Below are 26,646 nucleotides of genomic sequence, written 5' to 3'. Positions count from 1 at the left end.
AATCAATGAGCCATAAAATGATTAAAATCAGCCACTTTTCAATTTTAAAATTTAGTTGCAGACAATGCCGTTAAAACCTATTTACTCGTTAATGACACTAAAACGTTCTTTGAGTTCTGCTTTAGAACTGCCACCAACCCAAACATCAAAATCACCAGGCTCAACTTCCCATTTTTTATTGACGGAATAAAACTGTAGTGTTTCCGAATTAATTAAAAAAGTAACCGTTTTAGTTTCACCTGGTTTCAACATCATTTTTTTAAAACCTTTTAATTCTCTAATGGGTCTAACCAAACTACCTACTAAATCTCTAATATATAATTGTACAACCTCTTCTCCTTCTCTATCTCCTACATTAGTTACATTCACTGAAACTTCTAATTCTCCATTCACCTTTATTTCAGATGTATTAAGCGTTAAGTTATCATATTTAAAAGTAGTATAACTTAAGCCATAACCAAATGGATACAATGCAAATCTTGGAGCATCTCTATATGCAGAATAAGTAACTTGCTTTAATCCGTATGGTCTCCCAGTATTTTTTTGATTGTAATACAAAGGTTCTTGACCAACATGATGCGGAAATGATACAGGTAATTTTCCTGAAGGGTTATAATCTCCAAAAATGACATCTGCAATAGCATTACCAGATTGCGAACCTAAATGCCAACATTCTAATATAGAAGGTACCATTTCTGAAGCACTCCTTATATCCATAGGACGTCCATTCATTAGTACTATTACAATATTTTTATTGACTTTTTTTATGGCTTCTAACAACTCTAACTGCAAACCTTTAAAACCAATATCTACTTGGCTTCTTCCTTCTCCTGTTTGATAAGCATCTTCACCAATAGCTAATAAAACAACCTCAGCTTTCTTAGCTACCTCAACTGCTTTTCTTATACCAGATGTATCATTAGTATTAAATTCTATAGGAGTTGAAAATTGATTCTCTCCAGGTTTTATAGTGGGTATCGTTAATGCAACACCTTTCTCATAATAAACTTTGGTGTTTTTAGAAACGGCTTGTTTTACTCCTTCTAGTAAAGACACGGCAGAATTATATTCCCCTTTGGCTCTCCAATTACCTAAAGGTGTGTTTTTATCATTTGCCAATGGTCCAATAACCGCTACACTACTTAAGCTTTTAGAGAGAGGTAATAATTGGTTATTATTTTTAAGAAGTACTATAGATTTTTTAGCCACATCTCTGGCAACATTTAAATGTGCTTGGTTATAAATATCATTTTGTTCTCTTTCTTCATTACAATATTTATAAGGATCATCAAATAGGCCTAAGTGAAATTTCACTCTTAATACACGCCTTACAGCATCATCTACAAGGCTTAATGCGACATTATCCTCTTTTACCAATTCTTTTAACGAAGCTTCATATGCATAAGATTGCATATCCATATCGCTTCCTGCATTTAATGCAATCTCAGAAGCTTGTTTTAAATCTGAGGCATATCCATGAGCTATCAACTCTCCTATACTTCCCCAATCTGAAACGACAAAACCAGGCCAGTTCCATTCACCTTTTAGCAAGTCTCTTTGTAAATATTTATGTCCTGTAGAAGGTATGCCATCTATATCATTAAAGGCATTCATAAAAGTAGCGACACCTGCATTTGCTGCAGCTTTAAAAGGTGGCAGAATTGTATTGTGCAATTCAAACTCACCAATATTTATGGTATTATAATCTCTACCAGACTCTGCAAAACCATAACCAGCAAAATGTTTAGCACATGCTGCAACAGTATTAGAATTCGACAAATCATTTCCTTGCAAGCCTTTAATCTTGGCAACTCCTATAACAGTAGTTAAGTAAGTATCCTCACCTGAGCCTTCCATTATTCTTCCCCAACGTGCATCTCTAGAGACATCTATCATTGGTGCAAAAACCCAATTGATACCAGATGCAGAAGCTTCTTTAGCCGAAATTACAGCGGATTGCTGCATAATATCCAAATCCCAACTAGCACTTTCACCTAAGGGAATAGGAAAAATAGTCTTATAACCATGGATGACATCATAACCAAAAAGCAATGGAATTTTTAACCTTGAATTTTCCATTACTATACGCTGGGTTTCGCGAACTGAAGCTACAGAAGAGACGTTAAGCATAGCACCTACTTCTCCATTCTTTAACTTATCATTTTTGTACTGGTCACTTACGGAACTCGAAGGACCTGTTGCATCCCATTTACCACTGTACTGAACTAATTGACCAATTTTTTCATCAATGGTCATTAATGACAAAACCGAATCTATTTTGCGTTCTGTTATCTCATCATTTATAATTGATTTATTTTCAGTCGTTTGTGAATCATTTTCAACAATATTTCCTTTATCTAGATACTGACAGGAAATCAGTAAAATAGCAAGCAATTTTATGCTAATAACTGTAACAAATAAAGTCTTATTATTCACTTTCATTAAACACTAATTATTTTAAATCTACGTCAATATAAACAGGAAAATGGTCTGAAGGAAACTTAAAATCTACTGTATTTGATAATACAGCATATTTCTTCACCATTACTTGAGAGGATTTAGAAACAAAAATATAATCAATTCGTCTGGTAACTGGCTCATTATATCTAAAGCCATTAAATGTTCCGTTAGAGCCATATTTTAATTCTGCTGTTTGTTTTGCATCTAACATGGTATTTGATATTTCAGTAATAACCTCACTTTGAGGTTCTACATTAAAATCACCCATTAAAAACACAGGGTAATTTTCTGTATTTACTGAAGCTATGTTTTGAAGAATAAGTTTCATCCCCTCATATCTTGCTTCTTTACCAACATGATCTAAATGTGTATTGAACACCCAAAATTTTTGATTAGTGGTAATCGAAGTAAATAAACCATACGTACATACTCTAGGATAAGCAGCATCCCAACCTTTAGACACTTTTTCTGGCGAATTAGACAACCAAAAGGTTTTATGCTCTATAACTTTAACCTGTTTAGAATTGTAAAAAATCGCTGAAGACTCTCCTGCTCCTTCACCATCTCTTCCTACACCAATAGAGTTATAATCTACTAAAGCAGAATTTAAATCTTCTATTTGATTAGGAAGTGCTTCTTGAACTCCAAAAACATCTGGACCTAAAAATAAGATTTGTGAACTTAAAAATTGAGCTCGATTTGGCCATGCATTCTCTCCATCTGAAGCGGTGTCCAAACGAATATTATAAGTCATCAATTTTAAACTAGAATTGTAACTCTTTGAATTTTCTTTATAGGTTTTGCAACCCAAAAGAGATACACAAATAATAAATAACTTTACAAATTTCATTTATCAATATATTGTTTAGTCTAAAAACTTTAACAAATAAGCTCCTAATTGGTTGAAGTTGCTTTTAGTCTTTCAAAAGTCAATTCTGGTTCATCAGTAGTAATATAATCAAAATTGTTGTTTAGCAACCAATCGATATCTTCTTGCTTATTTGCTGTCCAAGCATTTAATTTAAGATTTAAATCTTTAGCTTCTTTAATCCATTCTGGTTTCTGCTTTAGTTTCCATACTAAATAATCTAAACCATTTATACCATCTTTTTTTAATTCATCTGGAGATTTAGAACCATCGAGATATAAGACTTTAGAATTAGGATCAATTTTTTTAATGTGTTTAATAACGTCGTAACTAAAACTGATATAGTAAGATATATAAGCTTCCGCTTTTAACTCTTTTACTATAGTCACAGCCTTATCTGCAATAAGTGTATTACGACCTTCAATTTTTGAAGATTTAATTTCGCAAACTAAACCCGTTGAGGTGTTATCTGTTATACCTGCTAAAATGAAATCTTTTAGAGTTGGAAGAGTTTCTCCATTTGATAATTTGTGTTTTGCTAACTCGTTATAGGTTGAAGATTCAATATCTAAACCTCCGAAATCTGCATCGTGAGTAACGATTAGTATTTCATCTGACGTCATTCGGACATCAAATTCTGAGCCAGTACATTTTTGGTTTATAGCTTCTTTTAAAGCTGCTATAGAATTTTTTGGTAAGCCTTTGGCTTTCCACGCACCTCTGTGCGCAATTACAGGATTATCAGCAAAAACAATTTCTGATTTTTTTGAATTTGAATTGCAAGATGCCAATCCAATACACATAAATAAGATGATTAAGTAACGCATAGGTAAATATATTAAAGGCAAATGATAAGAAAACAAAAGGGCAAGAGAACTTGCCCATTTTGCATATAAAAAACTAACTCAAATAATTAATTATAACCATTATTCTGAGGATAATCTGGTCCTAACAAATCTAAATCTCTCTGAGCAATTGGCCAGTTGATATAATATGATTGCCAATTTTCTCTAGGATCTTTAGAGCCTAAATTTGCAGGAAAATATTCTCCATCACCAGCATAATTTGTTATTTGAAAATCAATTACATCTTGTCCCATTCTTTTTAAGGTAAACCAACGTTGTCCTTCAAAAGCTAATTCTCTTGCGCGCTCATCTAAAATGGTTTGCTGATTAACAGTAGTTACTGGTGCAGCACCAGCTCTAGTTCTTACAGCATTAATGTAAGGTAAAGGATCACCTGAAGATCTCATAATAGCTTCTGCTGCTATTAAATAAGTCTCGGCTAATCTATAAACCGTTACATTACCTCTTATTAAATAAGAATCTGCATTACCATCTTCTTGTGAAAACTTAATACAAGATGGATGCATTCTTTTATAATAATTTTGATATGAGCTAGAAGGATTAGCAAGATCTGTTATTGGCTCATAATTATCTACTTCCTCACCAATTCTATCTCCTGATGTATAGTAATACTTTAATCTAAAGTAAGTATTATCATCTCTTGTGTCGTTTGGATCCTCAGCTATAAGGTTTAACAAATATAAATTTGGTAAAATTCTAGAAAATCCTCGACCTCCTTGTTCATTATTAGACTCTATTCCTGATATTTGAAAATATTGAGTTACATAATTCGCATTCATCATAGTTGTATTACCACCACCAAGTACATCGTCTTGAGATTGAATTACGAATAAAGATTCTGAATTATTTCTATCACCTGCAAATACATCTGCAGTACTAGACACTAAACTATGTGGACTATCAGGTCCTTCAATAACATCTAGTGCTTGATTTTTAGCCTCTGTCCAATCACCTTGCCACATAGCCACTTTTGCTTTTACATGTTTTGCTGTTCCTTTAGTAACACGCCCAAAAGTATCTATCCAATCTAAATTTTCAATGGCGTAATCAAGATCACTATTAATAAGTCCAAATATTTCTGCATCAGTTGACCTATCGTTTACAACATTAAATGCATTGTCTACAGTTACAGTCTCTGTAGAAACAAATATGTTATTATACATTCTGTATAAATAGAAATAAGAATGTGCTCTAAAATATTTAGCTTCAGCTAATACTTTCTTTCTTGCATCTTCATCGATACCTTCTATTTCTTCAGCTGCGTTAATAATAGCAGTTGCTTTATTAGTCATATTATAGAAATGCTTCCAAAATAATGACGATGCAAAATTAGATCCTTGATCTACTGGAGACGTACCTCTTTCGTAACGTCCCATTAAACCTGTATAACCTGTTCTTGAAAAAGCCAAATCACTTCTAGATGACATAAGTACTGATCCCATAAAATCTTCTGTACTGTTATCATAACGGTCTCTTTCAAATTTATATAGAGCTACCACACCAGACTTTAAGCCTTCTTCAGTAGTAAAAATGTAATCCGCATCTATAAATGTACTTGGCTCCTCTTTTAAGTAATCTTCACAAGAAGTCACTACGAAGAGTAACGCCATGCATAGAAGTAGGCTACCCTTTATTTTTGAATTAAAAAACTTCGTTTTCATAATATTATTCTTTTTTTAATTAAAATTTAACTCTTACACCAAATGTGAATGACTTTGCATCAGGATAACCTGTATCTGCATTAGAAAATGTTGATCTAATATTAACTTCTGGACTGTAACCAATATAATCTGTATCTGTAAATACATTAGTCGCTGTAGCATAAACTCTAATTTGATCAAAGTTTAATTTAGAAGTTATCTTATCTGATAATGTGTATCCTAAACTTATAGTTCTTAATCTAATATAAGATGCATCTCTAACTGCTAATGAATTTAAATATAAAGGTGCAGAATCCGCGTTTGGTCTCGGAAACGTTGTTGATGGATTTTCTGGAGTATAATAATCTACTTTTACACCATTTAACTTTCCTTCTAACGTACCACCATTATTATAAGTATTTAAAAATGGATTCACTTTTGTAGCACCTTCAACAGCATAAAAATCTAGTAATAAATCAAATCCTTTATACTGAATAGTTGTTGACAATGAACCAAACCAATCTGGATTAGGATCTATGAACACGCGATCTTCTTGTGTAATTTTACCATCTGGTCCTTTTGTAATATTACCTTCGTCATCTACTCCGTTAACATCCTTAATCTTAATATCACCAGGTCTTAAATCATCTTGAGGTAAAGCTGATTCTGGATTAGCTTGGGCAGCATTTTCAAAATCATCACCTTCTTGCCAAATACCATCAAATTCATATTGATAAATAACACCCACTGGCTGACCTACATAGTAATTATATGTATTATCCTCCGTAACAGCATTACCTTCACCATCATTATAAAGTTCTAATATCTCATTTTTATTATTAGACCAATTTGTAGATACTGACCATTTAAAATCATCATTATTAATAATATTAGCTGTTAAACCTAATTCTATACCAGTATTTTGCATTTCACCAGCATTAAAATAAGAAAATGTATAACCTGTTGTAGAAGGCACACCTCTCTTTAATAATAAATCATTAGTTCTAGCATCGTACCAATTCACATTACCTACTAATGTTCTATTTAGTATTGAGAAATCTAAACCTAAGTTTAACGTTGTAATTCTCTCAAATTTTAAATTTGGATTAGGTAAAACAGTCGAAGGAGAATTTCCTGATGCCGTTCCGCCATCAAAAATATATGGTTCACCTTGTGCTAAAAATAAAGATCTAAAAGGACCACTTGGAGCATTAGCTAAAGAACCATAACTCGCTCTAAATTTTAATTCTTGTATAGAATTAACATCCTCTAAAAAGCTTTCATTATGAATTTTCCATGCAAAAGATCCTGCTGGATTCCAAATCCATTTTTTTTCATCACCATTTTTCCCTTCACCAATTGTAGAAGAAGCATCACCTCTTACAGTACCAGTAAACAAGTACTTATCCATAAAACCATAACGAACCCTAGCCATAAATGAAGCCAAATTAAATGGGTCTTCAGTTCTGTCTACAGTAATATTACCAATAGCATAATTTATACCTTCATAACCAAGATCATCACTACCAAAACCTTGTCCTTCAGTAAATGTACGACTATATCTATGCTCTTGTATTGACTGAACTAATGTCGCATTGAATTTATGTTTATCACCTAAAGTCTTATCGTAAGTTAAAATGTTTTCTACTAAATACCCTTCTGTTAATTGATTTTCAATTCTTGCAATACCTCTTACATCATCACCTGCAGAACTTAATGAAGATAAATACTGTCCTCTTTCAGATGTTTTTCTACTAAAATTGGCTTTTAATTGGTATTGTAAATCATCTGTGATTTGCCAAATTGGTGTTATGTTAACCACAAAGTCATTTCCTCTTTCATCGTGATTTTGCTCACGAAGATTCCACAATGGGTTTACAGCAGATAATTCTTCACCACTTGGAAATCTTGTAATGCTGCCATCTTCATTGTATGCACTTCCCAAAGGAGAAGTAGTAATGACATTAACATTCGCAGCTCTGTCGGTATCGTCATTTAAAAAGTTAAGATCAAAATTAACAGAAAATTTTTCAGAAATTTTTTGATCTACATTTAAACGAAATGTTTTTCTGGTATAACTAGAAGTTGGTATTATACCATCTTCTTTAAAGTAATTAAGACTACCAAAAACTTTTGTCATATCTGTACCACCACTGATACTAATAGACTGACTATTTACGACACCATTTTTCATTAACTCATCTTCCCAATCCACAAAACGGTTATTGGCAATATTATCTAATTCAATTGCAGAAAACACGTCTTCATCATTTGAATATGAGTCATCAGCGTTAGTAGAACGCGCTGCTTCACGCTTTAATTGAGCAAATTCTTGTCCGCTATATACATCAAAATTACGTTCAATCTTTTTTGTTGTTAAAAAACCATGATAACTAACACTTACTTTACCTGTTTTACCTCTTTTAGTTGTAACTAAAACAACACCATTAGCTCCTCTAGTTCCATAAATAGCCTGTGCAGAAGCATCCTTCAAAAATTCAACAGATTGAATATCATCTGCGTCAATATCTTCAATACCACCTTCTCTAACTATACCATCTACAACATAAATAGCGCTAATATTACCTTCAATAGAACCTCTACCTCTAAATAGAATTTCTGAAGTACCACCTGGTCTTAAAGTTCCGCCTCCTACGTCTACTTGTAAACCAGCTATTCTACCACGTAACATTTCATTGACATCAGATGTAGGTGACAATGTTGCCTTATCTAAATCTGTAGTTGCAACAGCATTTACAATATCACTTTTCTTTTGTGTACCATAACCTACTACAACCACTTCTGATAAAGCGTTGTCGTCTTCTAAAGTAACAATAATGTCACTTGCCTTATACGCTACCTCTTTTGTTTTAAATCCCACATAAGAGACAACGATAACAGAAGACTCGTTTGATACATTTAGAGTAAATGCACCATCAAAATCTGTTTGTGTTCCGTTGGTTGTTCCTTTTTCTATGACAGATGCACCTGGTAAAGGCATATTATCTGAGCCAGAAAGCACTTTTCCTTTCATTGTGGTTTGAGCCATGAGGGCGAACGAACTACACAATAAAAAAAGACAAAAGAATATTTCAATTCTTGATCTTTGAAATTTTAATTTCATAAATATTGGTTTGATTAATTATTTATTTAGTCACCAAAATTATAGAATACTTAATTTCACTTAAGCCTCTGCAATTTTAAGTTATTGTAAATTTAATCCTAACAAATTGTTAATATGATAATTATTACCTCGATAAAAAACCAACATCGTAATATTTAAGAAATTAAGAACAGAAAAAAGCAACGTCAAACACTACAAACACTATACTTTTTAAGAATTAAAATATTTGCAAAAAAAGCCCGGTTTTACTGGATAAAAACCATTTGTCGTGGTAAAGTCGTGGTAAAATAGAAGAGTGTCGAGGTGTTAGAATTTTAAGATATAATTAACTAAGGAATCATCATGATGTAATTGTAATCTTTTGCGCAACCTATAACGTTTTGTTTCGACACTTTTAATAGATATGTTAAGTAATGGTGCCATTTCTTTAGAGGACAAATTCAACCTTAAATAGGCACAAAACTTTAAATCATTAGGTGTTAACTCCGGATGCGCAGCCTTTATTTTATCCATAAAGTCTTTATCTGCATTATTAAAAGCTTCTTTAAAGAATTTCCAGTCTTTATTGTTATTTAGATTAGTGTCTATTAAATCTATTGCACTAGCAATATCTTCTTTATTTTTAGTTGTTTTTAACTCTTTCTTAATTTTACGAAGCAATTCATTTTTCTTAATGATACTCATTGTAGAAATTGCCAACTCTCTATTTTTACCTTCTATATCTTGATTTAGTTTTTCGTTTTTTATTTGAATAAAAGCACGCTCACTTTTTATATGCTCATGCTTTAAGATACGCTCGTAATAAAACTTGTAAGCTCTGTGAATTAACAAACCAACAACCACAAGTAGTAATACATAAAACAGAATAGCCATATTAGAAAAATACCAAGGTCTATTAATATTAAAATGATAATTAACATTGTTTTCGGTGACCTTATTACCAACTTTAGCTCTAACCTCTAGAGTATAATCTCCAAAAGGTAGATTTTCAAACTGAATACTCGATTGTTTAGACCAAGCACTCCATCGATCCATTTTTCCATTTAATTTATATTGATAGTTTACGTCTAGAAACTTGTTATACTCAGGCACGGAATAATCAAAAACCAACGTACCTTGTTTATGCTTAAAATCTCCTTCATCTTGAATTGGTAAATCTGTAATACCGTCATTTAAGTCTATTATTTTTGCAGAATTTAAATAAATGACATACTCAGATGTATTATGTATTTGGGATAAATCCATAGTTAAATAACCATTAGAAGTACCTATAACATATTTTTCTTTTTCAATATGTTGAATGTTTTCAAATCCTAAAACACCTTTCCTTAAACTAGATGGAATTGAAACTGTTGTGATTTCAGGCTGATTAGTGAGGTTATCATTATCAATAAAACTAATGTTATGTTCTGAAAACAACCACAGCTTCCCTGTTTGATCTACAACCATTTTTACAGATTTGTACGGAGAGACCTTCTCACTTAAAGTTATGTTTTTTTCAAACTTCTCCTCACTTTTAATGTAGTTAAACACACCATCTTCAGAAGTATATATTATTTGATCTTTGTACGTAATTAATCCTGAATTCTTCCCCAAAGCTAATTCAGATTGCGGCTTTATATCAATTACCTTGTGCAACGTACTATCTAACTGTATCCTAAAAACCCCTTTATACTCATGGTTAACTAAAATTTGATTGATATCATTAATTTCAAAAAAACGAGATGAATTTTTAAAGCCTTCAATTTTATTTCTTACTCTCCAAGAATTATTATTTTTTTGAAGCACATATAAGCCATCATAATTACCTTGAAGCAAAAGATTAGCATGATTTGGTACTGTTTTAAAATTCCAAGCTCCCAAAATAGAACTGATACTTTTTGACTTATCTTCTTCAATCAAAAATGTTCCTAAATGATGTCCACAGAACAAATTGCCATCGTTATCATTAAATAGACTCCAAACTTGGCCTGCTGTACCTTTTACAAACTTGAAGTCTTGATTTTTTGAATCTATCGACCGATAAAACAACCCTTGATTTGTACCAACATAAAGAAAATTATTAAAAATCAATGTTGTATATACTGTACCAATATCACCATTATAATCTATAAATGTATTTATAGCCGAGTTTACATTTATACAATTTAAACCATTATCTAAACCCGTCCACACATTGCTTTTATAATCTTCAAATAACGATAGTACTGTATTATTTGCTAAGCCTTTCTTTTGATTTATTTCATATTCAATTTCTCCCTTTCGATTTATTTTCACCAAACCGTTAGAAATTGTCCCCAAAACAAAACTTCCATCTTTTAATTGAATACTACTAAAGACATTTAATGCCTTAAGCCTTTCATTTGAAGACACATTCCATTCTTCTAATTTATCATCATGCAACTCAAAGAAACCTGAATTACGCGAAAGCATAATTAGTTTATCTTCATTTTGAAATACACCAATCACTCTATCTTCCAAGACAATACTGTCTTTAACCATAAGTTTCGGTTTTCCTTCCTCCAAAACATATATGCCTTCATTAGCAACATGATAGTAAATTCTATTATTTACATTAAACACTTTGTAAATAATATTTTTTGAAATGATAGTTTTAAATTTCTTTGATGTTTTATGGTAAAAATATAAAGCATGACCAGCTTGAAACAGTACCCAATCATCATAGCTAATTATATTCCATATTTGATCATCATTCAGTATTTTATTTCCCAATTCTGGAATGAGCGACGTATAATCTAACTGACCAAATTTATTACGCTCCCAATAACCAAATTCCTCATAACAACCAGAATAGACTCTATCTCCAATAACCTTAACAGCTCTTAGAATAGTATTATTCGGAGACCGATAAGGCGTCCATTCCGAACCATTAAACTCTAGCAAGCCTAAGTTATTGGCTACATAGATATAATTATTAGAATCTTGAGAAATCATCCAATTTTGGTTTTCACCAGCATAGTCGGACGTGGTAAATGTTTCAATTGGAGGCAACTCTTGACTATGCAAAATCAAGGCTAAAAACAAACTTAATATGGATAGAATATTTTTCATCAGTGTCATAAAGATAATATTATACCATTTCTTCTTAAAATAAAAATAAATGGAATTATAAAATAAGCAAAATGCCAATTCAGTTAGAATTGGCATTTGCTCTGTAAAATATTGTATATCTATTTTATGATAACGCAAGCATCGATAATGCTGCTATAGCACCACCAACCAAAGGTCCTAATACCGGAATCCAAGCATACGACCAATCACTTTTTGCTTTATTTTTTATTGGTAAAATAGCATGCATAATTCTCGGTCCTAAATCTCTAGCAGGATTAATAGCATAACCCGTTGTTCCTCCTAATGATAAACCTATAGACCAAACTAAAAATGCAACAGGCAATGCACCTAAAGAACCTAAACCAATCATAGTTTCAGTATCCGTAATACTCGCATTTGTAAAATAAAATATGGTAAAAATTAAAACAAACGTACCTATCATTTCACTAAAAAAGTTTGAAAATGTATTTCTAATAGCAGGTGCTGTACAAAACACAGCCTTTTTAGAATCCGCATCTTCAGTCTCCTCAAAATGACTTTTATAAGTCACCCAAACTGCAGATGAGCCAATCATGGCTCCAATCATTTGAGCCAAAACATACATTGGCACATCTGCCCATGGAAATTTACCAGCAATAGCTACAGCCACTGTAACTGCTGGATTAATATGCGCTCCACTATAAGGACCAGCAATAACTACAGCCACATAAACAGCCAAAGCCCAACCTGTTGTTATTACAATCCAACCGCTATTATTTCCTATTGTTTTATTGAGGACAACATTGGCAACAACGCCTCCACCTAGTAAAATTAATATCGCTGTACCAATAATTTCCGCTATAAATGGTGTCATAATTTTTGTCTTATTTGATATTAATTATTTTTAGTCCAATATTCTAAAGCATCAATAGCTCTGTACCAACCTTTAATATTATCATTAATTTCAGTTCTATCTTTCTTAGGACTAAATGTTTTATCCGTTTGCCATATATCTTGAATTTCTTCAGGGCTTTCCCAATAACCAACTGCCAAACCTGCTAAAAACGCTGCCCCCATCGCAGTAGTTTCAACTATTTTTGGTCTTATCGTTTTGGTATTTAAAACATCTGACTGAAACTGCATCAACATATTATTAATTGTAGCACCACCATCAACACGTAATTCTTTAATTGACAAACCTGAATCTGCTTCCATCGCTTTCAAAATATCCATAGTTTGAAATGCAATAGACTCTAAAGCTGCTCTCGCAATATGCGCATCTGTACTTCCCCTTGTTAATCCAAACATAGTACCTTTAGCATGTTGATTCCAATGCGGAGCACCTAAACCAGCAAAAGCAGGTACAAAATACACACCATCTGTATTTTCTACAGATGCCGCCAAAGTTTCTACATCTGCAGAATTCCTAATAATCTTTAAACTATCACGTAACCATTGCACTACTGCACCAGCAATAAACACACTACCTTCTAAAGCATAGGTTGTTTTTCCGTTAATTTTCCACGCTACAGTGGTCAGTAAATTATTTTTAGAAATAATTGGCTTTTCCCCAATATTCATTAACATAAAACAACCAGTACCATATGTGTTTTTAACCATGCCTGGCTTAGTACACATTTGTCCAAATAAAGCCGCTTGTTGATCTCCTGCAATACCTGCAATCGGAATATTTGTATCATAAAACGTTGATACAGTATGACCATAAACTTCACTCGATGCTTTCACCTCTGGCAACATACTTTTAGGAATCGTTAATAATTCTAACAATTCATCATCCCAATCCATCGTATTAATGTTAAAAATTAATGTTCTTGATGCATTAGTAACATCCGTAACATGCTGTTTACCTTTGGTAAAATTCCAAACTAACCAACTATCTATTGTTCCTAAAATTAAATCACCAGCTTCAGCTTTTGCTCTTGCACCTTCTACGTTATCGAGAATCCATTTTACTTTAGTGCCAGAGAAATAAGAATCGATCACCAATCCTGTTTTATTCTTGATCATTTCTGCTTTACCTTCTTTTTTAAGTTGGTCGCAGTAATCAGATGTCCTTTTATCTTGCCATACAATAGCATTATAAATAGGTTCACCTGTTTTTTTATTCCAGACTACAACGGTTTCACGTTGATTAGTAATACCTATAGCTGCAATATTTACAACATCTAATCCTTTACTAGCAATAGCTTCAGCAGCCACTCCTGCTTGTGAAGACCAAATTTCTCTAGGATCGTGTTCTACCCAACCCGATTTAGGAAAATATTGCGTAAACTCTTTTTGAGCCATCGAAATAATATTGCCTTTTTTATCAAAAACAATAGCCCTTGAACTTGTTGTTCCCTGATCTAAGGATAGAATATATTTAGCCATAATTTGTTGTTTATATGTTACTGATCCGAAGTAGAGATTCGGAATTTATTATTTTTATTTTAAAATGTATTGATCTGCAACTTTTATAAATTCAGAAATTTGATTAGCACGCCAATCTACCGTTTCATTTAATTCTTCTCTTAACATTTCACCTACTAATGGAGCTATTTCAATAGCAGCTTTAGCATCTAAAAATAGTACCCTAACACGTCTCGCAAGAACATCTTCAATACCTCTTGCCATTTCATGTCTCACAGCCCAAATAACTTCAGCTTTTGTAAACTCTAATCTTGGATGTAAATTTTCTCCCAAACTAGGATTCTCATTTACGAGTTGCGCAATTCCTTTTTGATCTGTACCATAAATGTAAAGATGATTATTACGATCTACACCAGTATCTGCACCATGAATCTTAAGATTTTGAGTTTTACATTGTGCATCTGGCAATTTGTTTAACTCAATCATTTTATTCACTGTATCTTGAGCCATCCTTCTATATGTAGTCCATTTTCCACCAGTTATGGTAATCAATTCAGATTTAGAAATTATGATTTTATGACTTCGTGAAATCTCTTTCGTTTTTTCAGATTTATCTTTTGGAGCCGCTAAAGGTCTAAGTCCTGCAAAAATACTTAACACGTCATCCTTACTTGCTTTTTTGTTAAGATATCTATTTGCGGTTTCTAACACAAAATCAATTTCTTTATCTAATGGTTTTGGCTCTAAACTATGACTATCTAGCAATGTATCAGTTGTACCAACAACCACTCTATTATGCCAAGGCACCAAAAACAATACTCTACCATCATCTGTTTTAGGTATCATTATAGCATCATTTCCTGGTAAGAAAGATTTATCAAAAACCAAATGAATACCTTGACTTGGACGAATACTATCTGCAGCCGCTGCATTATCCATTTGTAATACTTCATCTGTAAAAACACCTGTAGCATTCACTACTGCTTTCGCATTTAAAGTATATTCAGTATTAGTTTGGGTATCTATAGCTATAACACCATTAACTAAACCTTTATCATCTTTTTGAAGATTCTTTACCTTAAAATGATTTAAGACTGTTGCTCCATTTTCAATACAACTTTGAGCAATATTTACAGCTAATCTTGAATCGTCAAATTGACCATCATGATAAACAACACCTCCTTTTAATTTATCAGTTTTTAAAGTTGATAATCTTGAAATCGTTTCGTTCTTCTTTATTCTAACAGATTTACCAAAACTAAGTTTACCTGCTAAAAAATCGTACATTTTTAAACCTACAGTGTAGAAAAAATTATCCCACCATCTATAATTAGGTATTATAAAAGATTGATTACTTACTAAATGTGACGCGTTCTGCAATAATAAACCTCGCTCATATAAAGCCTCCCTTACTAAATCAATATTACCTTGCGCTAAATATCTAACGCCTCCATGAACCAATTTTGTACTTCTACTCGATGTGCCCTTAGCAAAATCAACTTGCTCTAAAAGCAACGTCTTGAAGCCTCGTGTCGCGCAATCTAACGCCACTCCTAATCCTGTTGCTCCACCTCCAATAATAATAACATCCCAATCTTTGGTGATTTCTAACTGCTTTAATAAGGTTTCTCTTTTAAACAAAATATTTATAATTTATTACAATTAGTTTCAAATATATAAATTATTATTCTAAATGAAACAAAACGAAAGTAAAATTTTAAAATTAATATAATTAATACATTTTCAAACTTCATTTAGTTTCGTTTCATTATATTTGTTAAGCCTCAAATCGAAAACCCACTAAAGATTAGTGCAAAAAAAATAACGAATGAAGAGACACCAAGACATATTAGACAAGTTAGCAAAAGAAAAGCACCTTGAAGTTTTAGAACTATGTGAAATTCTCAATGTTTCTGCTGTTACTATCAGAAAAGACCTAAAACTTTTAGAACAAAAAGGCCTATTACACAGAACACACGGAGGCGCTTCACTAGAAAATCCTTATATAAATGAACGTACCGTTTTAGATAAAGAAAAAATTTCTGTAGAAGAGAAAAATGGCATTGCACAAATGGCAGCTACACGTATTGTAGAAAATGACTCCATTTTAATTGCTTCTGGAACAACGGTCCAAGCCCTATCAAAATACATCAAGGCAAAAAACAAATTAACTGTTATTACTTCCTCTCTGCATGTAGTACTGCACCTTATAAATGATAAGAATATTGAAATCCTTCAACTTGGTGGTTATATTAGACACAGTTCAGCTTCAGTTATTGGTAATTACGCAGAATACATTTTAAAAAATGTGTCTTGCAGTAAATTATTTTTAGGTGTTGATGGGATTGATTTAGAATATGGCCTCTCAACTACAAATTTGGAAGAAGCTGAGCTAAATAAAAAAATGCTTAATGCTGCACAAAAAGTGATTGTGCTAGCTGATTCTTCAAAATTTGGAAAAAAGAGTTTTGCGAGAATATGCGACCTATCTCAAGTTGATGAAATAATTACCGACAAAGGCATCTCTGATCTTAAACGAAAGAAATTGGAAGAGAAAGAGATTAAAGTGACTATTGTTAACTAACTATAAAATTGAATAACTCAATCATTTATTCTATGAAACAAATTTTAATTTTATTGACCTTTTCACTAATACTATCCTGCAATTCTGAAAATAAGAAAAGTAAAAAATTATCAGATAAAAGCACAGCACAAAGCGAGAAACCAAATATTCTTTTAATTGTTATTGACGATCAAGGCTATGCTGATTTCACACCTTTTGAATCGCACGATAAAACTGTTTCTACACCAAACATTCAGCGTTTAGGAAAATCTGGCAAAGTATTTACGCAAGCTTATGTTACAGCACCAGTTTGTAGCCCATCTCGTGCTGGTATTATTACAGGAAAAAACCAATTCCGTTGGGATAAACCTGCAAGTTGGGGACCAGGATTACCAGATGACGTAAAAACAATTCCAGAATATTTAAAACAAGCTGGCTACAACACAGCGCGTATTGGTAAAAACGATTTAGGTCAGAATTTTCATAAAAATGATGTTAGAGAATATCCATTAAATCATGGTTACGATGAATTTTTAGGATTTTCGGCACATGCACATGATTATTGGGCCAATTCGCAAAGTATAAAAGCACGTACACCAGACCCTTACGGCACAAGCGCATTATTAGGTCCATTGATGCATAATATGGGAGAAAAAAGCTATGAAGACGGCTACCTTACCAATATCTTAACAGACGAATCTATTGATTACCTAAAACGAAAACACAATAAGCCCTTCTTTTTAACTTTAGCATATAGCTCTGTTCATCATTTAATCCACGAAGTGCCAAAAAAGTATTTAGATAAATATAATGTAAAGGAAATTGCCAATTATGATCCAGACAGTTTAGTGGCTTACGGCAATCACAAAAAAGGGAGCTACTCTGCTTACTATGACAAATACTCCAGAGTCGGAGCTATAAACACAGATGATCTACGAAAATATTATCTCGCTAATTTGAATTGTTTAGATGATAATATTGGCCGTGTTTTAGATGCGCTAAACGAAACTGGACTAGACAAAAATACATTAATAGTTTTTATATCTGATAACGGAGGCTCACCTTTAAATGGCTCTAACAATGCACCATTAACTGGAGGTAAATATTCTCTATGGGAAGGAGGTATACGCGTACCAATGGCTGTAAGTTGGCCTGGTAATATTGCCCCTAATAGTACTGAAAACCGTTATGTCTCTGCTACTGATATTTTACCAACACTAACTAAAGTTGCAGGACTAACAATTACGGATAATAATATTGATGGTATTGATTTATTTGAACCAAATGAAGAACGATTATTAGTTTGGAAATGGCAAAAAACATGGGCTGCACGAAAAGGAAAATGGAAAATCACCAACGCCAAAGAAAATCACTGGAAGAGTGAACCCTCAGCACAATATATAGCTCCAATAAGAGATGATTTAACGATAAAGTTATTTGATATTGAAGCTGACCCAGGAGAACGAAATGACTTGTCTGCTAAACACCCTAAGATAGTAAAAGAATTACAAGATGCATACAATGCTTGGTGCGATGCTAACATAGCAAGAGAAACTAAACAAAATAAAGACCCTAAAAAACATTGATTACCTTATTTGATTAATAGCAACTTTTTCAAATAAAAAAACCTGTGAAACTAATTTCACAGGTTTTTTACTTTTGGCGATAATTCAATTATTTTATCTCAACTAATTCTAATTCAAAAACTAGTTCCTGACCAGCTAAGGGATGGTTTCCATCTAAAATAACATGGTCTTCATTTACCTCAACAATTCTAAATTGATGCTCATTTCCTTTTTCATCTCTAGATGCTAAACCTAAACCAACTGCTGGTTCCATTTCTGGTGGCAATTGTGTTTTTTCAACTTTATGAAATAATTCTTTAATAACATCTCCATATGCTTCAGACACAGGAATATCTACTGTTTTTTTATCATTCACTTTCATATCGATAACCGCTTTTTCAAAACCAGGAATCAACATACCTTGTCCTAAAGTGAATTCTAAAGGCTCACGCTCTAAAGAGCTATCAAAGATTTGTCCGCTTTTTAATTTTCCTGTATAATGTACTTTTACCGTATCATTTTCTTTTACTTGACTCATAAATTTCTGATTTCATTTTAAATAAGTTGCAAACTTATTATTTATAACAGAGAATAAAGAATGATAACTGAACTTTCCTGAGTATTTAAGAAAAACTTAACTTGGATTAAAAATAATAGCGGAAAACAATTTTAGCTAAATGGTATATGCCATTAATAAAACTCTAGTTGCTAAAATTACTAATACCTTCCTTTAACCAATTATTATATTCTTCATAATTTGGTGTGTATGCTACAGGCTCATTTAGATTTTTTTCATTATGATCCATTAAAACATAATAAGGCTGTGTATTTGTTTTATAACGAATAGTCTGCATCTCACTCCATTTTTGACCTTTGTTTCTCAGTTTTTTCCCTGGCCTTAATTTAGAATCTGGCGCTTCACCTTCTGGAAAATCTATTTGTTCATCAACATATAACGAGATGAGTACAACATCATTTTTTAGTTTCGATAAAATCTCTGGTTTTACCCAAACATTCTGTTCCATTTTACGACAATTAACACATGCCCATCCTGTAAAATCAAGCATCACAGGTTTACCAACTTCTTTAGCATAGGCTAAACCTTTATCGTAATCATTAAATGCCAAAATATCATGTGGCGCCAACAAATGTGCTCCATCTGGTAAATCTGAATGACTTACAGAACTACCTCCACCCTTTGAATTACCTACTCCATAAGGCGACTCTGAATAATCTAACGGAGGCGGAAATGCACTAATTAAATTAAGTGGCGCTCCCCAAAGTCCAGGAATCATATAAATGGTAAATGTTAAAGTCAATAAACCAAACATTAATCTCCCAACCGAAATATGTTTTAATGGAGAATCGTGTGGTAACTGAATTTTACCAAAAAGATATAAGGTTAATGCTCCAAAAACGGCTATCCATATTGCAATAAAGACTTCTCGCTCTAAGAAATGAAGTTGCAACACTAAATCTGCTTGCGATAAAAATTTAAACGCTAAGGCTAGTTCTAAAAAACCCAAAACTACTTTTACCGTATTTAACCAACCTCCAGATTTAGGTAATGAATTTAACCATCCAGGGAAAGCTGCAAATAAAGCAAATGGTAATGCTATTGCCGATGAAAACCCTAACATACCAATAACAGGCGCAACACCACCTTTAGAAGCTGCTTCTACTAAAATCGTTCCTACTATAGGACCAGTACAAGAAAAAGACACAATAGCCAATGCTAATGCCATAAAAAAGATACCCACAAGACCTCCTCGATCTGCTTGTCTATCTGCTTTATTTGCCCAAGAATTTGGTAAAACAATTTCAAAAGCACCCAAAAAGGACATAGCAAATACAATTAATAATAAAAAAAAAATGAGATTAAACCACACATTTGTTGCTAAAGCATTTAAAGCATCTGCACCAAAAATGGCGGTTATTATTGTCCCTAATAACACATAGATTACAATAATTGACAACCCATAAATAATGGCATTCCGAATTCCTTTAGCTTTAGATTGACTTTGCTTTATAAAGAAACTCACCGTCATTGGTATCATAGGAAATACGCAAGGTGTTAACAAAGCCACAAATCCGGATAAAAAAGCAATAAAAAAGATAGACCACAAACCTTTACTTTCTCCTTCTTTTTTAGAATCAGAATTGTTTTCCTTTTTTTTTACAGCTACACTTTTAGTTAAATCGAATTCTAAATCAAAATATGTTGGTGCCAAACAGCGTTCATCATTACATGCCATAAAGCTAACTTCAGATGAAGTTTTGGAGATATTTACATCGGAAATTTTTATTTTCTGTCTAAACTCAGCAGTATTCTTAAAGAACTTAATCTTCATCTCGAAGACCTTATCCATAACTTCTTTTCCTTTTTCCTCTATAGTGCTTCCAATTAATTCAACACCATTATCAGTTTTATACTCAAATCCTGTTGGGATTGGACCACCTTCTGGTACTTTTTGAGAATACAACTTCCACCCTTCATCTATAGTCGCTTTAGAAACTAAAACATATTCTGTATCACTAATTTTTTCAACAGAAGTATTCCATTTTACAGGTTCAAATATTTTTGATTCAGTATTGCCAAAATTCAAAGTAGTTGAAGAAGAATCCTCTTTTACTAGCTTAGCTTCTTTCAAATTAAATTGAAGATCAATATAATTTGGTGGCATGCACTTTTCATCGTCGCAGACCATGAATTCCACTTCGCCTTCAACAATAGATAATTCTTTATTTACAATTTTAATACGCTGCCTAAACTCAGCTTTGTTTTCGAAAAACTTAATTTTCATTTCAAAAACAGGGTCATCAATTACATGACCGTCTTCTTCTGAAGTTTCACCAACTAGCTCAACATCTTTATTTGTTTTATAAGTAAAACCTGTAGCAATTGGACCACCCTCTGGTACATCTTGGGAATACAAGTGCCAACCAGCTTCAATGGTTGCAATAGAAACTAAATCGTATTCAGTGTCAGAAATTTTTTCAGTTTTGGTCTCCCATTTTACAGGATCAAATACTTGAGCATTTAAATTGAATAAAAAAGAAAATGCCAAAAGACATAGCAGGAGTACTTTTTTTAAAATCATAAACAGCATGTTAATTTACAAATGTAATAGATGTGTTTCCGTTTTTTAGTTAACAGACGCCTAATTTATAAAAACCTTAGGAGTTTAAGAAATGAATTATAGCAATAAAAAAACCGAACGTTATGTTCGGTTTTTTTATTGAGAATATATTATTCATTAAGATTTAACTTTAATATTTAATTTATCGGAATGTTTCCATTTAGAAATACCTCCATCTAAATCGTATATTTTTTCAAAGCCTGCATCTTTCATCTTTTTTGCACATTTTGCACTTCGTCTGCCAGATTTACAATACAGAATAACAGGTTTTTTCTTATCTAATTTTGAAATATCATCATCAAAGGTAGGAGACATAAAATCAATATTCTGTGAATTTACAATATGAATTTCATCATGCTCTTTTGGAGTGCGCACATCCACCAACTGCACTTCCTCTAACTCTAAAACAGATTGCATTTCTGAAGCGGTTATTAATTTAACATCTTCAGAATCTGTTGTGCCATCTGCACAACTTGTACTTAGGCCAATTCCTATAAAAAGACAACAGATTATAAATATATTTTTCATAGTCATTAGTTTTTTATTGTTGAGCAACTTCTCCTTGCCAAGCCATAAAACCACCTACTAAATTATAAGCATTTTTAAAACCCAATTGATTCATTATTCCACAAGCTTGTCCGCTTCGAGCGCCAGATCTACAATAGACATAGTAGTTTTTAGTTTTATCTAACTCTTCTAGCTCATATATAAAACCTTGGCCTTTATAAATATCTATATTTATAGCATTAGGAATAATACCTTCATTAACTTCATCTTGAGTTCTAACATCTAAAATCACAGAATTATTGTCTGATTCAAGTTGTTTTGTCCATTCGTCTTGCGATAAATCTGCCATATATTGTATTATTATTTTTTTGTAAAATTAACATTTCCTTATAAAATAGACGAAAAAAAACCCGAAGTGTTACACAACGGGTCTTTTTTTAACATTTTTAATCTAAGCTCAATTTAGATTATAACACATAGAATTATACTTTAATAGAGCAGCCTATAGCTTTAGTTTCTGTAACTTTTATCGCCTTACCTTCTAATAATGCATCTACAGCATCTTCAACATATTTTACTTTTACAGCTTCAGCATCTTGGTAATTATCATCAATGGCTCCAATATATTTTACTTCATTTCCTTTTTCTGTTTTTTGTAACAAATAAATATGCGGAGTTTTGGTGGCTCCATATTGAGGATAGATTTGCTGACCTTTATCTAATAAGTAAGGAAACGAAAAACCCTTAGACTTTGCTCTTTCTCTCATCGCTTCCATATTATCTCCAGGCATTACATCTGTATTATTTGGCATTATTGCAATTACAGGAAATCCTTTATCTGCATATTTTTGATTTAATGCTTCTATTCTATCTTCATAAGCCACAGCATAAGGACAAGTGTTACAAGTAAACACAACAATAAAGCCTTCTGCTTTTTTAAAATCTGATAAGGATACCATTTTACCATCAATATTTTCTAAACTAAAATCTGTAGCAAAATCACCTATTTTATAACCATTATCATCGGTCTTATTTGTAAAAGCAGATAGTGAAAATACCAACACCATAACAGCAAGTAATTTTAAATTTTTCATAGTCATTCTTATTTTAAAAATTGTTTAAGTTCGGTTTCTAATTCTTCTTTTGTAAAAGAGCGTTCATAAAATTGTCTTTTATCTCCTTTATAAATAATCGTAGCAGGCAAAGCACCAGACCAATCTTCGTTTATTGCAGGAATCCAACGATTTTGGTCTGTATCATTTAAAGCAACTACCTTAGATTTTAAATTATTCTTTTTTATAAATGGCTTTAAGGCAGAATCATATTTACTAGGAAAATCTAAACTTACTAAAAGTACTTCTACATTTTCGTTTTTATAGGTATCATTTATAGCTTCAAAATAAGGCAACTCTTTTACACATGGTCCGCACCACGTTGCCCAAAAATTTACAACATGGACTTTATCGTCTTTTTTATGAATCAAAGGCTCTAGACCATCATAATCATAAACCTCCAATTTTTCTTGTTGAATTGGTAAAACTGAAATTAAGAGAATAAGTAATAAATGCTTCATAAGTTAAAGTTATAAATCCATTTCTCTGTGTTTAAATTTTTAACAAAACATTAATGTATAGTTTCAAAAATAAACATACATTTGTATATACAAATATTGTATATGAAAGAGTTAAATAATATTTTAAAAACAAACGCTAATTTATCCTTACCGCAAGCGACTGTAATCAACATTTTTCATTCAAGTATATGGATTAAAGATGATTTTTTACTACAGCTAAAACCCTATGAATTATCCTTAGAACAGTTTAATGTTCTTAGAATATTGAGAGGTCAAAAAGGAAATGCCATTAACCTGCAAGACATACAAGAGCGTATGATAAGTAAAATGAGTAATACTACTCGGTTAGTAGACAAGCTTATTAAGAAAAAATTTGTTAAACGTACAATTTGCAAAACGAATAGAAGAAAAGTAGAAATTTTGATTACAGATTTGGGATTAGAGACACTTAAAATAGTAGATCCTATAATTGATGAAACAGAAAAAAATATAACAAAGAATTTAACTCAAGAAGAGTTAACACAATTAAATACCCTATTAATAAAACTAAAAAACAAATAATTATGAAAAAGAAAAATTCAAAAATCGGAATGCTTTTAATTTTAGCTGTATCACTGATGTCATTTACAGCTTTAACGAAAAAGGAAGTTAGTATTGAAAAAAGCAAAGTTATATGGAAAGGTTACAAAGTAACAGGCCAACATGAAGGTACCATAAGCTTAAAAAGTGGCACATTAACTTTTGATGATAAAACCTTAACTGGTGGATCATTTGTAATGGACATGACCTCAATAAACACCACAGATTTAGAAGGTGAATACAAAGGTAAACTAGATGGACATTTAAAATCTGCAGATTTCTTTGGCGTAGAAAAATACCCAACAGCTACTCTAGAGTTTATCAACGTTTCAGGAAAAGACGGTTCTTATAAAATCAAAGCGAACTTAACAATTAAAGAAACGACTAAAGCTGTAGAGTTCTCAATGACTATTAAAGATAATATTGCAACAGCAAACTTGGAAGTTGACAGAACAGAATACAATATTAAATATGGTTCTTCTAGCTTTTTTGACGACTTAAAAGACAAAGCGATTTATGACAACTTTGATTTAAATGTAACATTAGAGTTTTAATACCCTAAGAACTATTAATAGCAACGTTTAAATTATGATTCCTGTTTTTGTGAAAATTCACTTTTACAGGAATCTTTTTTAAATTTATCTTAATTAATTTGATTTCCAACATTTCATTTCTATATTTGACATTCAAATGAAAACAATAACAAATCATATCTGGTGGTGGAATTTCTCAAACTCATGTTCGTGAAATAATCCTTGGTATGTAATCATATAGAAAAAAGGCTTGTCATTCACGACAAGCCTTTTTTGTATTAATAAGATTCTGGAAATAAATTCAGCAACAATGAAAACATTTAGTTTAAATACACATTATAAAAAGATTTTAGCAGATACTATAACACCTGTAAGCATCTATCTTAAAATTAGAGATAAATTCCCTAATAGCATTCTTTTAGAAAGTAGTGATTATCATGCCAATGATAATAGTTTCAGTTACATCTGCTGTAATCCAATTGCTTCTATTAAAGTTGAAGGAGATACTATTTATCAAACGTATCCAGATGGTAGTTCTAAATCTAATTTCGTAGAAACAGTAGGTGTCGTTGAAGAAATTCACAAATTCACACAACGCTTTAAAGTAGATCCTAATGAAGAATTCAAGTTTATAAATAATGGAATCTTTGGTTATACCTCTTATGATGCTGTAAAATATTTTGAAGATATAGACATCTCTAAAAAGGAAAATTCTGTTAATATTCCAGATGTATATTATGCGGTTTACCAAAACATCATTGCCATAAACCACTTTAAAAACGAAGCCTACATTTTTGCGCATTGCTTTGATACTGATAATAATATTGATGATATTCTGCAGTTAATTCAGACCAGACAATATGCCTCTTACGACTTTAACACTAATGGTGATATTGACTCTAATCTTACAGATGATGAGTACAAAGAACATGTAGAGTTAGCAAAAAAACATTGTGGCAGAGGTGACGTTTTTCAATTAGTTTTGTCTAAACAATTCTCGCAAGGTTTTAGTGGAGACGAATTTAACGTCTACAGAGCTTTAAGAAGTATCAATCCTTCACCCTATCTTTTCTATTTCGATTATGGGAATTTTAAAATATTTGGAAGTTCACCAGAAGCACAACTCGTTGTAAGTGATGGTAAAGCCGAAATACACCCAATTGCAGGTACATTTAAACGAAGCGGAAATGACCTTAAAGATGCAGAACTTGCTGAAGAATTAATAAAAGACGACAAAGAAAATAGCGAACACGTGATGTTAGTTGATTTAGCCCGAAACGACTTAAGTAGAAATGGTAGTAATGTAACTGTAGAGAATTATAGAGAAGTACAGTTTTTCTCTCATGTTATCCATTTAGTGAGTAAAGTGACCGGAACCATTCATAAAAACACAGATACCATGCAAGTTGTTGCAGATACTTTTCCGGCAGGTACTTTAAGTGGTGCACCAAAACATAAAGCGATGCAACTGATTGAGAAATATGAAAAAACCAGTAGAGGTTATTATGGTGGAGCCATTGGTTTTATGGATTTCAACGGTAATTTTAATCATGCCATTATGATTAGAACATTTTTAAGTCAGAATCATAAATTATTCTGGCAAGCTGGAGCTGGATTGGTGGCTAAATCAAATCCTGAAAGTGAATTGCAAGAAGTATATAATAAACTTGGAGCCTTAACAAATGCAATAGAACTGGCAAAAGACATATGAGTTAGCAGTTAGCAGTTAGCAGTTAGCAGTTAGCAGTTAGCAGTTAGCAGTTAGCAGTTAGCAGTTAGCAGTTAGCAGTTAGCAGTTAGCAAAAAA

Annotated in this window: 20 protein-coding genes; 5 read left to right on the top strand and 15 right to left on the bottom strand. The window is 32.1% G+C overall.

Going from position 1 to position 26,646, the window contains the following annotated elements; genetic code table 11:
* Nucleotides 1-81: 81 nt before the first annotated feature.
* The 9 genes from bglX to DFQ10_RS09790 all read right to left on the bottom strand — a co-directional run bounded on the left by bglX (nucleotide 82) and on the right by DFQ10_RS09790 (nucleotide 16,020).
* Nucleotides 82-2,442: a beta-glucosidase BglX gene (bglX, locus tag DFQ10_RS09830; protein ID WP_115817252.1), complete on the bottom strand. Its 2,361-nt coding sequence runs from the start codon at nucleotides 2,440-2,442 to the stop codon at nucleotides 82-84.
* Between the two features lie 10 nt (nucleotides 2,443-2,452).
* Nucleotides 2,453-3,310 (bottom strand): endonuclease/exonuclease/phosphatase family protein, encoded by an 858-nt coding sequence (locus tag DFQ10_RS09825; protein ID WP_115817251.1) that lies wholly within the window; start codon nucleotides 3,308-3,310, stop codon nucleotides 2,453-2,455.
* Nucleotides 3,311-3,354: 44 nt separating this feature from the next.
* Complete coding sequence (locus DFQ10_RS09820; RefSeq protein WP_115817250.1) at nucleotides 3,355-4,155, bottom strand: glycerophosphodiester phosphodiesterase; 801 nt, start codon at nucleotides 4,153-4,155, stop codon at nucleotides 3,355-3,357.
* Nucleotides 4,156-4,241: 86 nt separating this feature from the next.
* Nucleotides 4,242-5,855, bottom strand: coding sequence for a RagB/SusD family nutrient uptake outer membrane protein (locus DFQ10_RS09815; RefSeq protein ID WP_115817249.1), 1,614 nt, complete (start codon nucleotides 5,853-5,855; stop codon nucleotides 4,242-4,244).
* A gap of 19 nt (nucleotides 5,856-5,874) precedes the next feature.
* Nucleotides 5,875-8,883 (bottom strand): SusC/RagA family TonB-linked outer membrane protein, encoded by a 3,009-nt coding sequence (locus DFQ10_RS09810; protein ID WP_181897620.1) that lies wholly within the window; start codon nucleotides 8,881-8,883, stop codon nucleotides 5,875-5,877.
* A gap of 381 nt (nucleotides 8,884-9,264) precedes the next feature.
* The gene (locus DFQ10_RS09805) at nucleotides 9,265-12,039 is read right to left on the bottom strand and encodes a helix-turn-helix and ligand-binding sensor domain-containing protein (RefSeq protein ID WP_181897619.1); all 2,775 of its coding nucleotides are present in this window, start codon (nucleotides 12,037-12,039) and stop codon (nucleotides 9,265-9,267) included.
* Nucleotides 12,040-12,154: 115 nt separating this feature from the next.
* Entirely contained in the window at nucleotides 12,155-12,883 is a 729-nt protein-coding gene (locus DFQ10_RS09800) for an MIP/aquaporin family protein (protein ID WP_115817246.1), read from the bottom strand.
* Between the two features lie 20 nt (nucleotides 12,884-12,903).
* Nucleotides 12,904-14,400, bottom strand: coding sequence for a glycerol kinase GlpK (glpK, locus tag DFQ10_RS09795; RefSeq protein WP_115817245.1), 1,497 nt, complete (start codon nucleotides 14,398-14,400; stop codon nucleotides 12,904-12,906).
* A gap of 54 nt (nucleotides 14,401-14,454) precedes the next feature.
* A complete protein-coding gene (locus DFQ10_RS09790) occupies nucleotides 14,455-16,020 on the bottom strand; it encodes a glycerol-3-phosphate dehydrogenase/oxidase (protein WP_245940676.1) in 1,566 nt (521 codons plus the stop codon).
* Between the two features lie 187 nt (nucleotides 16,021-16,207).
* On the opposite strand from DFQ10_RS09790, the gene DFQ10_RS09785 reads away from it, so the two are divergent.
* Both DFQ10_RS09785 and DFQ10_RS09780 read left to right on the top strand, forming a co-directional pair.
* Nucleotides 16,208-16,963, top strand: coding sequence for a DeoR/GlpR family DNA-binding transcription regulator (locus DFQ10_RS09785; protein ID WP_115817243.1), 756 nt, complete (start codon nucleotides 16,208-16,210; stop codon nucleotides 16,961-16,963).
* Between the two features lie 32 nt (nucleotides 16,964-16,995).
* Complete coding sequence (locus tag DFQ10_RS09780) at nucleotides 16,996-18,528, top strand: sulfatase family protein (protein WP_115817242.1); 1,533 nt, start codon at nucleotides 16,996-16,998, stop codon at nucleotides 18,526-18,528.
* 88 nt (nucleotides 18,529-18,616) lie between these two features.
* On the opposite strand, the gene DFQ10_RS09775 is transcribed toward DFQ10_RS09780, so the two are convergent.
* From DFQ10_RS09775 to DFQ10_RS09750, 6 genes are all read right to left on the bottom strand, one after another.
* Nucleotides 18,617-19,045: an FKBP-type peptidyl-prolyl cis-trans isomerase gene (locus DFQ10_RS09775; RefSeq protein ID WP_115817241.1), complete on the bottom strand. Its 429-nt coding sequence runs from the start codon at nucleotides 19,043-19,045 to the stop codon at nucleotides 18,617-18,619.
* A 163-nt stretch (nucleotides 19,046-19,208) separates the two neighbouring features.
* Nucleotides 19,209-21,608 (bottom strand): protein-disulfide reductase DsbD family protein, encoded by a 2,400-nt coding sequence (locus DFQ10_RS09770; RefSeq protein ID WP_115817240.1) that lies wholly within the window; start codon nucleotides 21,606-21,608, stop codon nucleotides 19,209-19,211.
* A gap of 156 nt (nucleotides 21,609-21,764) precedes the next feature.
* The gene (locus tag DFQ10_RS09765) at nucleotides 21,765-22,175 is read right to left on the bottom strand and encodes a rhodanese-like domain-containing protein (protein ID WP_115817239.1); all 411 of its coding nucleotides are present in this window, start codon (nucleotides 22,173-22,175) and stop codon (nucleotides 21,765-21,767) included.
* A gap of 13 nt (nucleotides 22,176-22,188) precedes the next feature.
* On the bottom strand, nucleotides 22,189-22,503 hold the full coding sequence (locus tag DFQ10_RS09760; protein ID WP_115817238.1) for a rhodanese-like domain-containing protein: 315 nt from the start codon (nucleotides 22,501-22,503) through the stop codon (nucleotides 22,189-22,191).
* Between the two features lie 133 nt (nucleotides 22,504-22,636).
* Complete coding sequence (locus tag DFQ10_RS09755; protein WP_115817491.1) at nucleotides 22,637-23,248, bottom strand: thioredoxin family protein; 612 nt, start codon at nucleotides 23,246-23,248, stop codon at nucleotides 22,637-22,639.
* Nucleotides 23,249-23,256: 8 nt separating this feature from the next.
* Nucleotides 23,257-23,727 (bottom strand): TlpA family protein disulfide reductase, encoded by a 471-nt coding sequence (locus DFQ10_RS09750; RefSeq protein WP_115817237.1) that lies wholly within the window; start codon nucleotides 23,725-23,727, stop codon nucleotides 23,257-23,259.
* A 102-nt stretch (nucleotides 23,728-23,829) separates the two neighbouring features.
* On the opposite strand from DFQ10_RS09750, the gene DFQ10_RS09745 reads away from it, so the two are divergent.
* The 3 genes from DFQ10_RS09745 to DFQ10_RS09735 all read left to right on the top strand — a co-directional run bounded on the left by DFQ10_RS09745 (nucleotide 23,830) and on the right by DFQ10_RS09735 (nucleotide 26,550).
* Nucleotides 23,830-24,288: a MarR family winged helix-turn-helix transcriptional regulator gene (locus DFQ10_RS09745; RefSeq protein ID WP_115817236.1), complete on the top strand. Its 459-nt coding sequence runs from the start codon at nucleotides 23,830-23,832 to the stop codon at nucleotides 24,286-24,288.
* A gap of 2 nt (nucleotides 24,289-24,290) precedes the next feature.
* Nucleotides 24,291-24,860, top strand: coding sequence for a YceI family protein (locus DFQ10_RS09740; RefSeq protein WP_115817235.1), 570 nt, complete (start codon nucleotides 24,291-24,293; stop codon nucleotides 24,858-24,860).
* 289 nt (nucleotides 24,861-25,149) lie between these two features.
* The gene (locus tag DFQ10_RS09735; RefSeq protein WP_115817234.1) at nucleotides 25,150-26,550 is read left to right on the top strand and encodes an anthranilate synthase component I family protein; all 1,401 of its coding nucleotides are present in this window, start codon (nucleotides 25,150-25,152) and stop codon (nucleotides 26,548-26,550) included.
* Nucleotides 26,551-26,646 lie beyond the last annotated feature (96 nt).

It is taken from the genome of Winogradskyella eximia (assembly GCF_003386165.1).
In the GTDB taxonomy this organism is placed as follows: domain Bacteria; phylum Bacteroidota; class Bacteroidia; order Flavobacteriales; family Flavobacteriaceae; genus Winogradskyella; species Winogradskyella eximia.
This window is presented reverse-complemented; position numbering and strand designations above follow the sequence as displayed.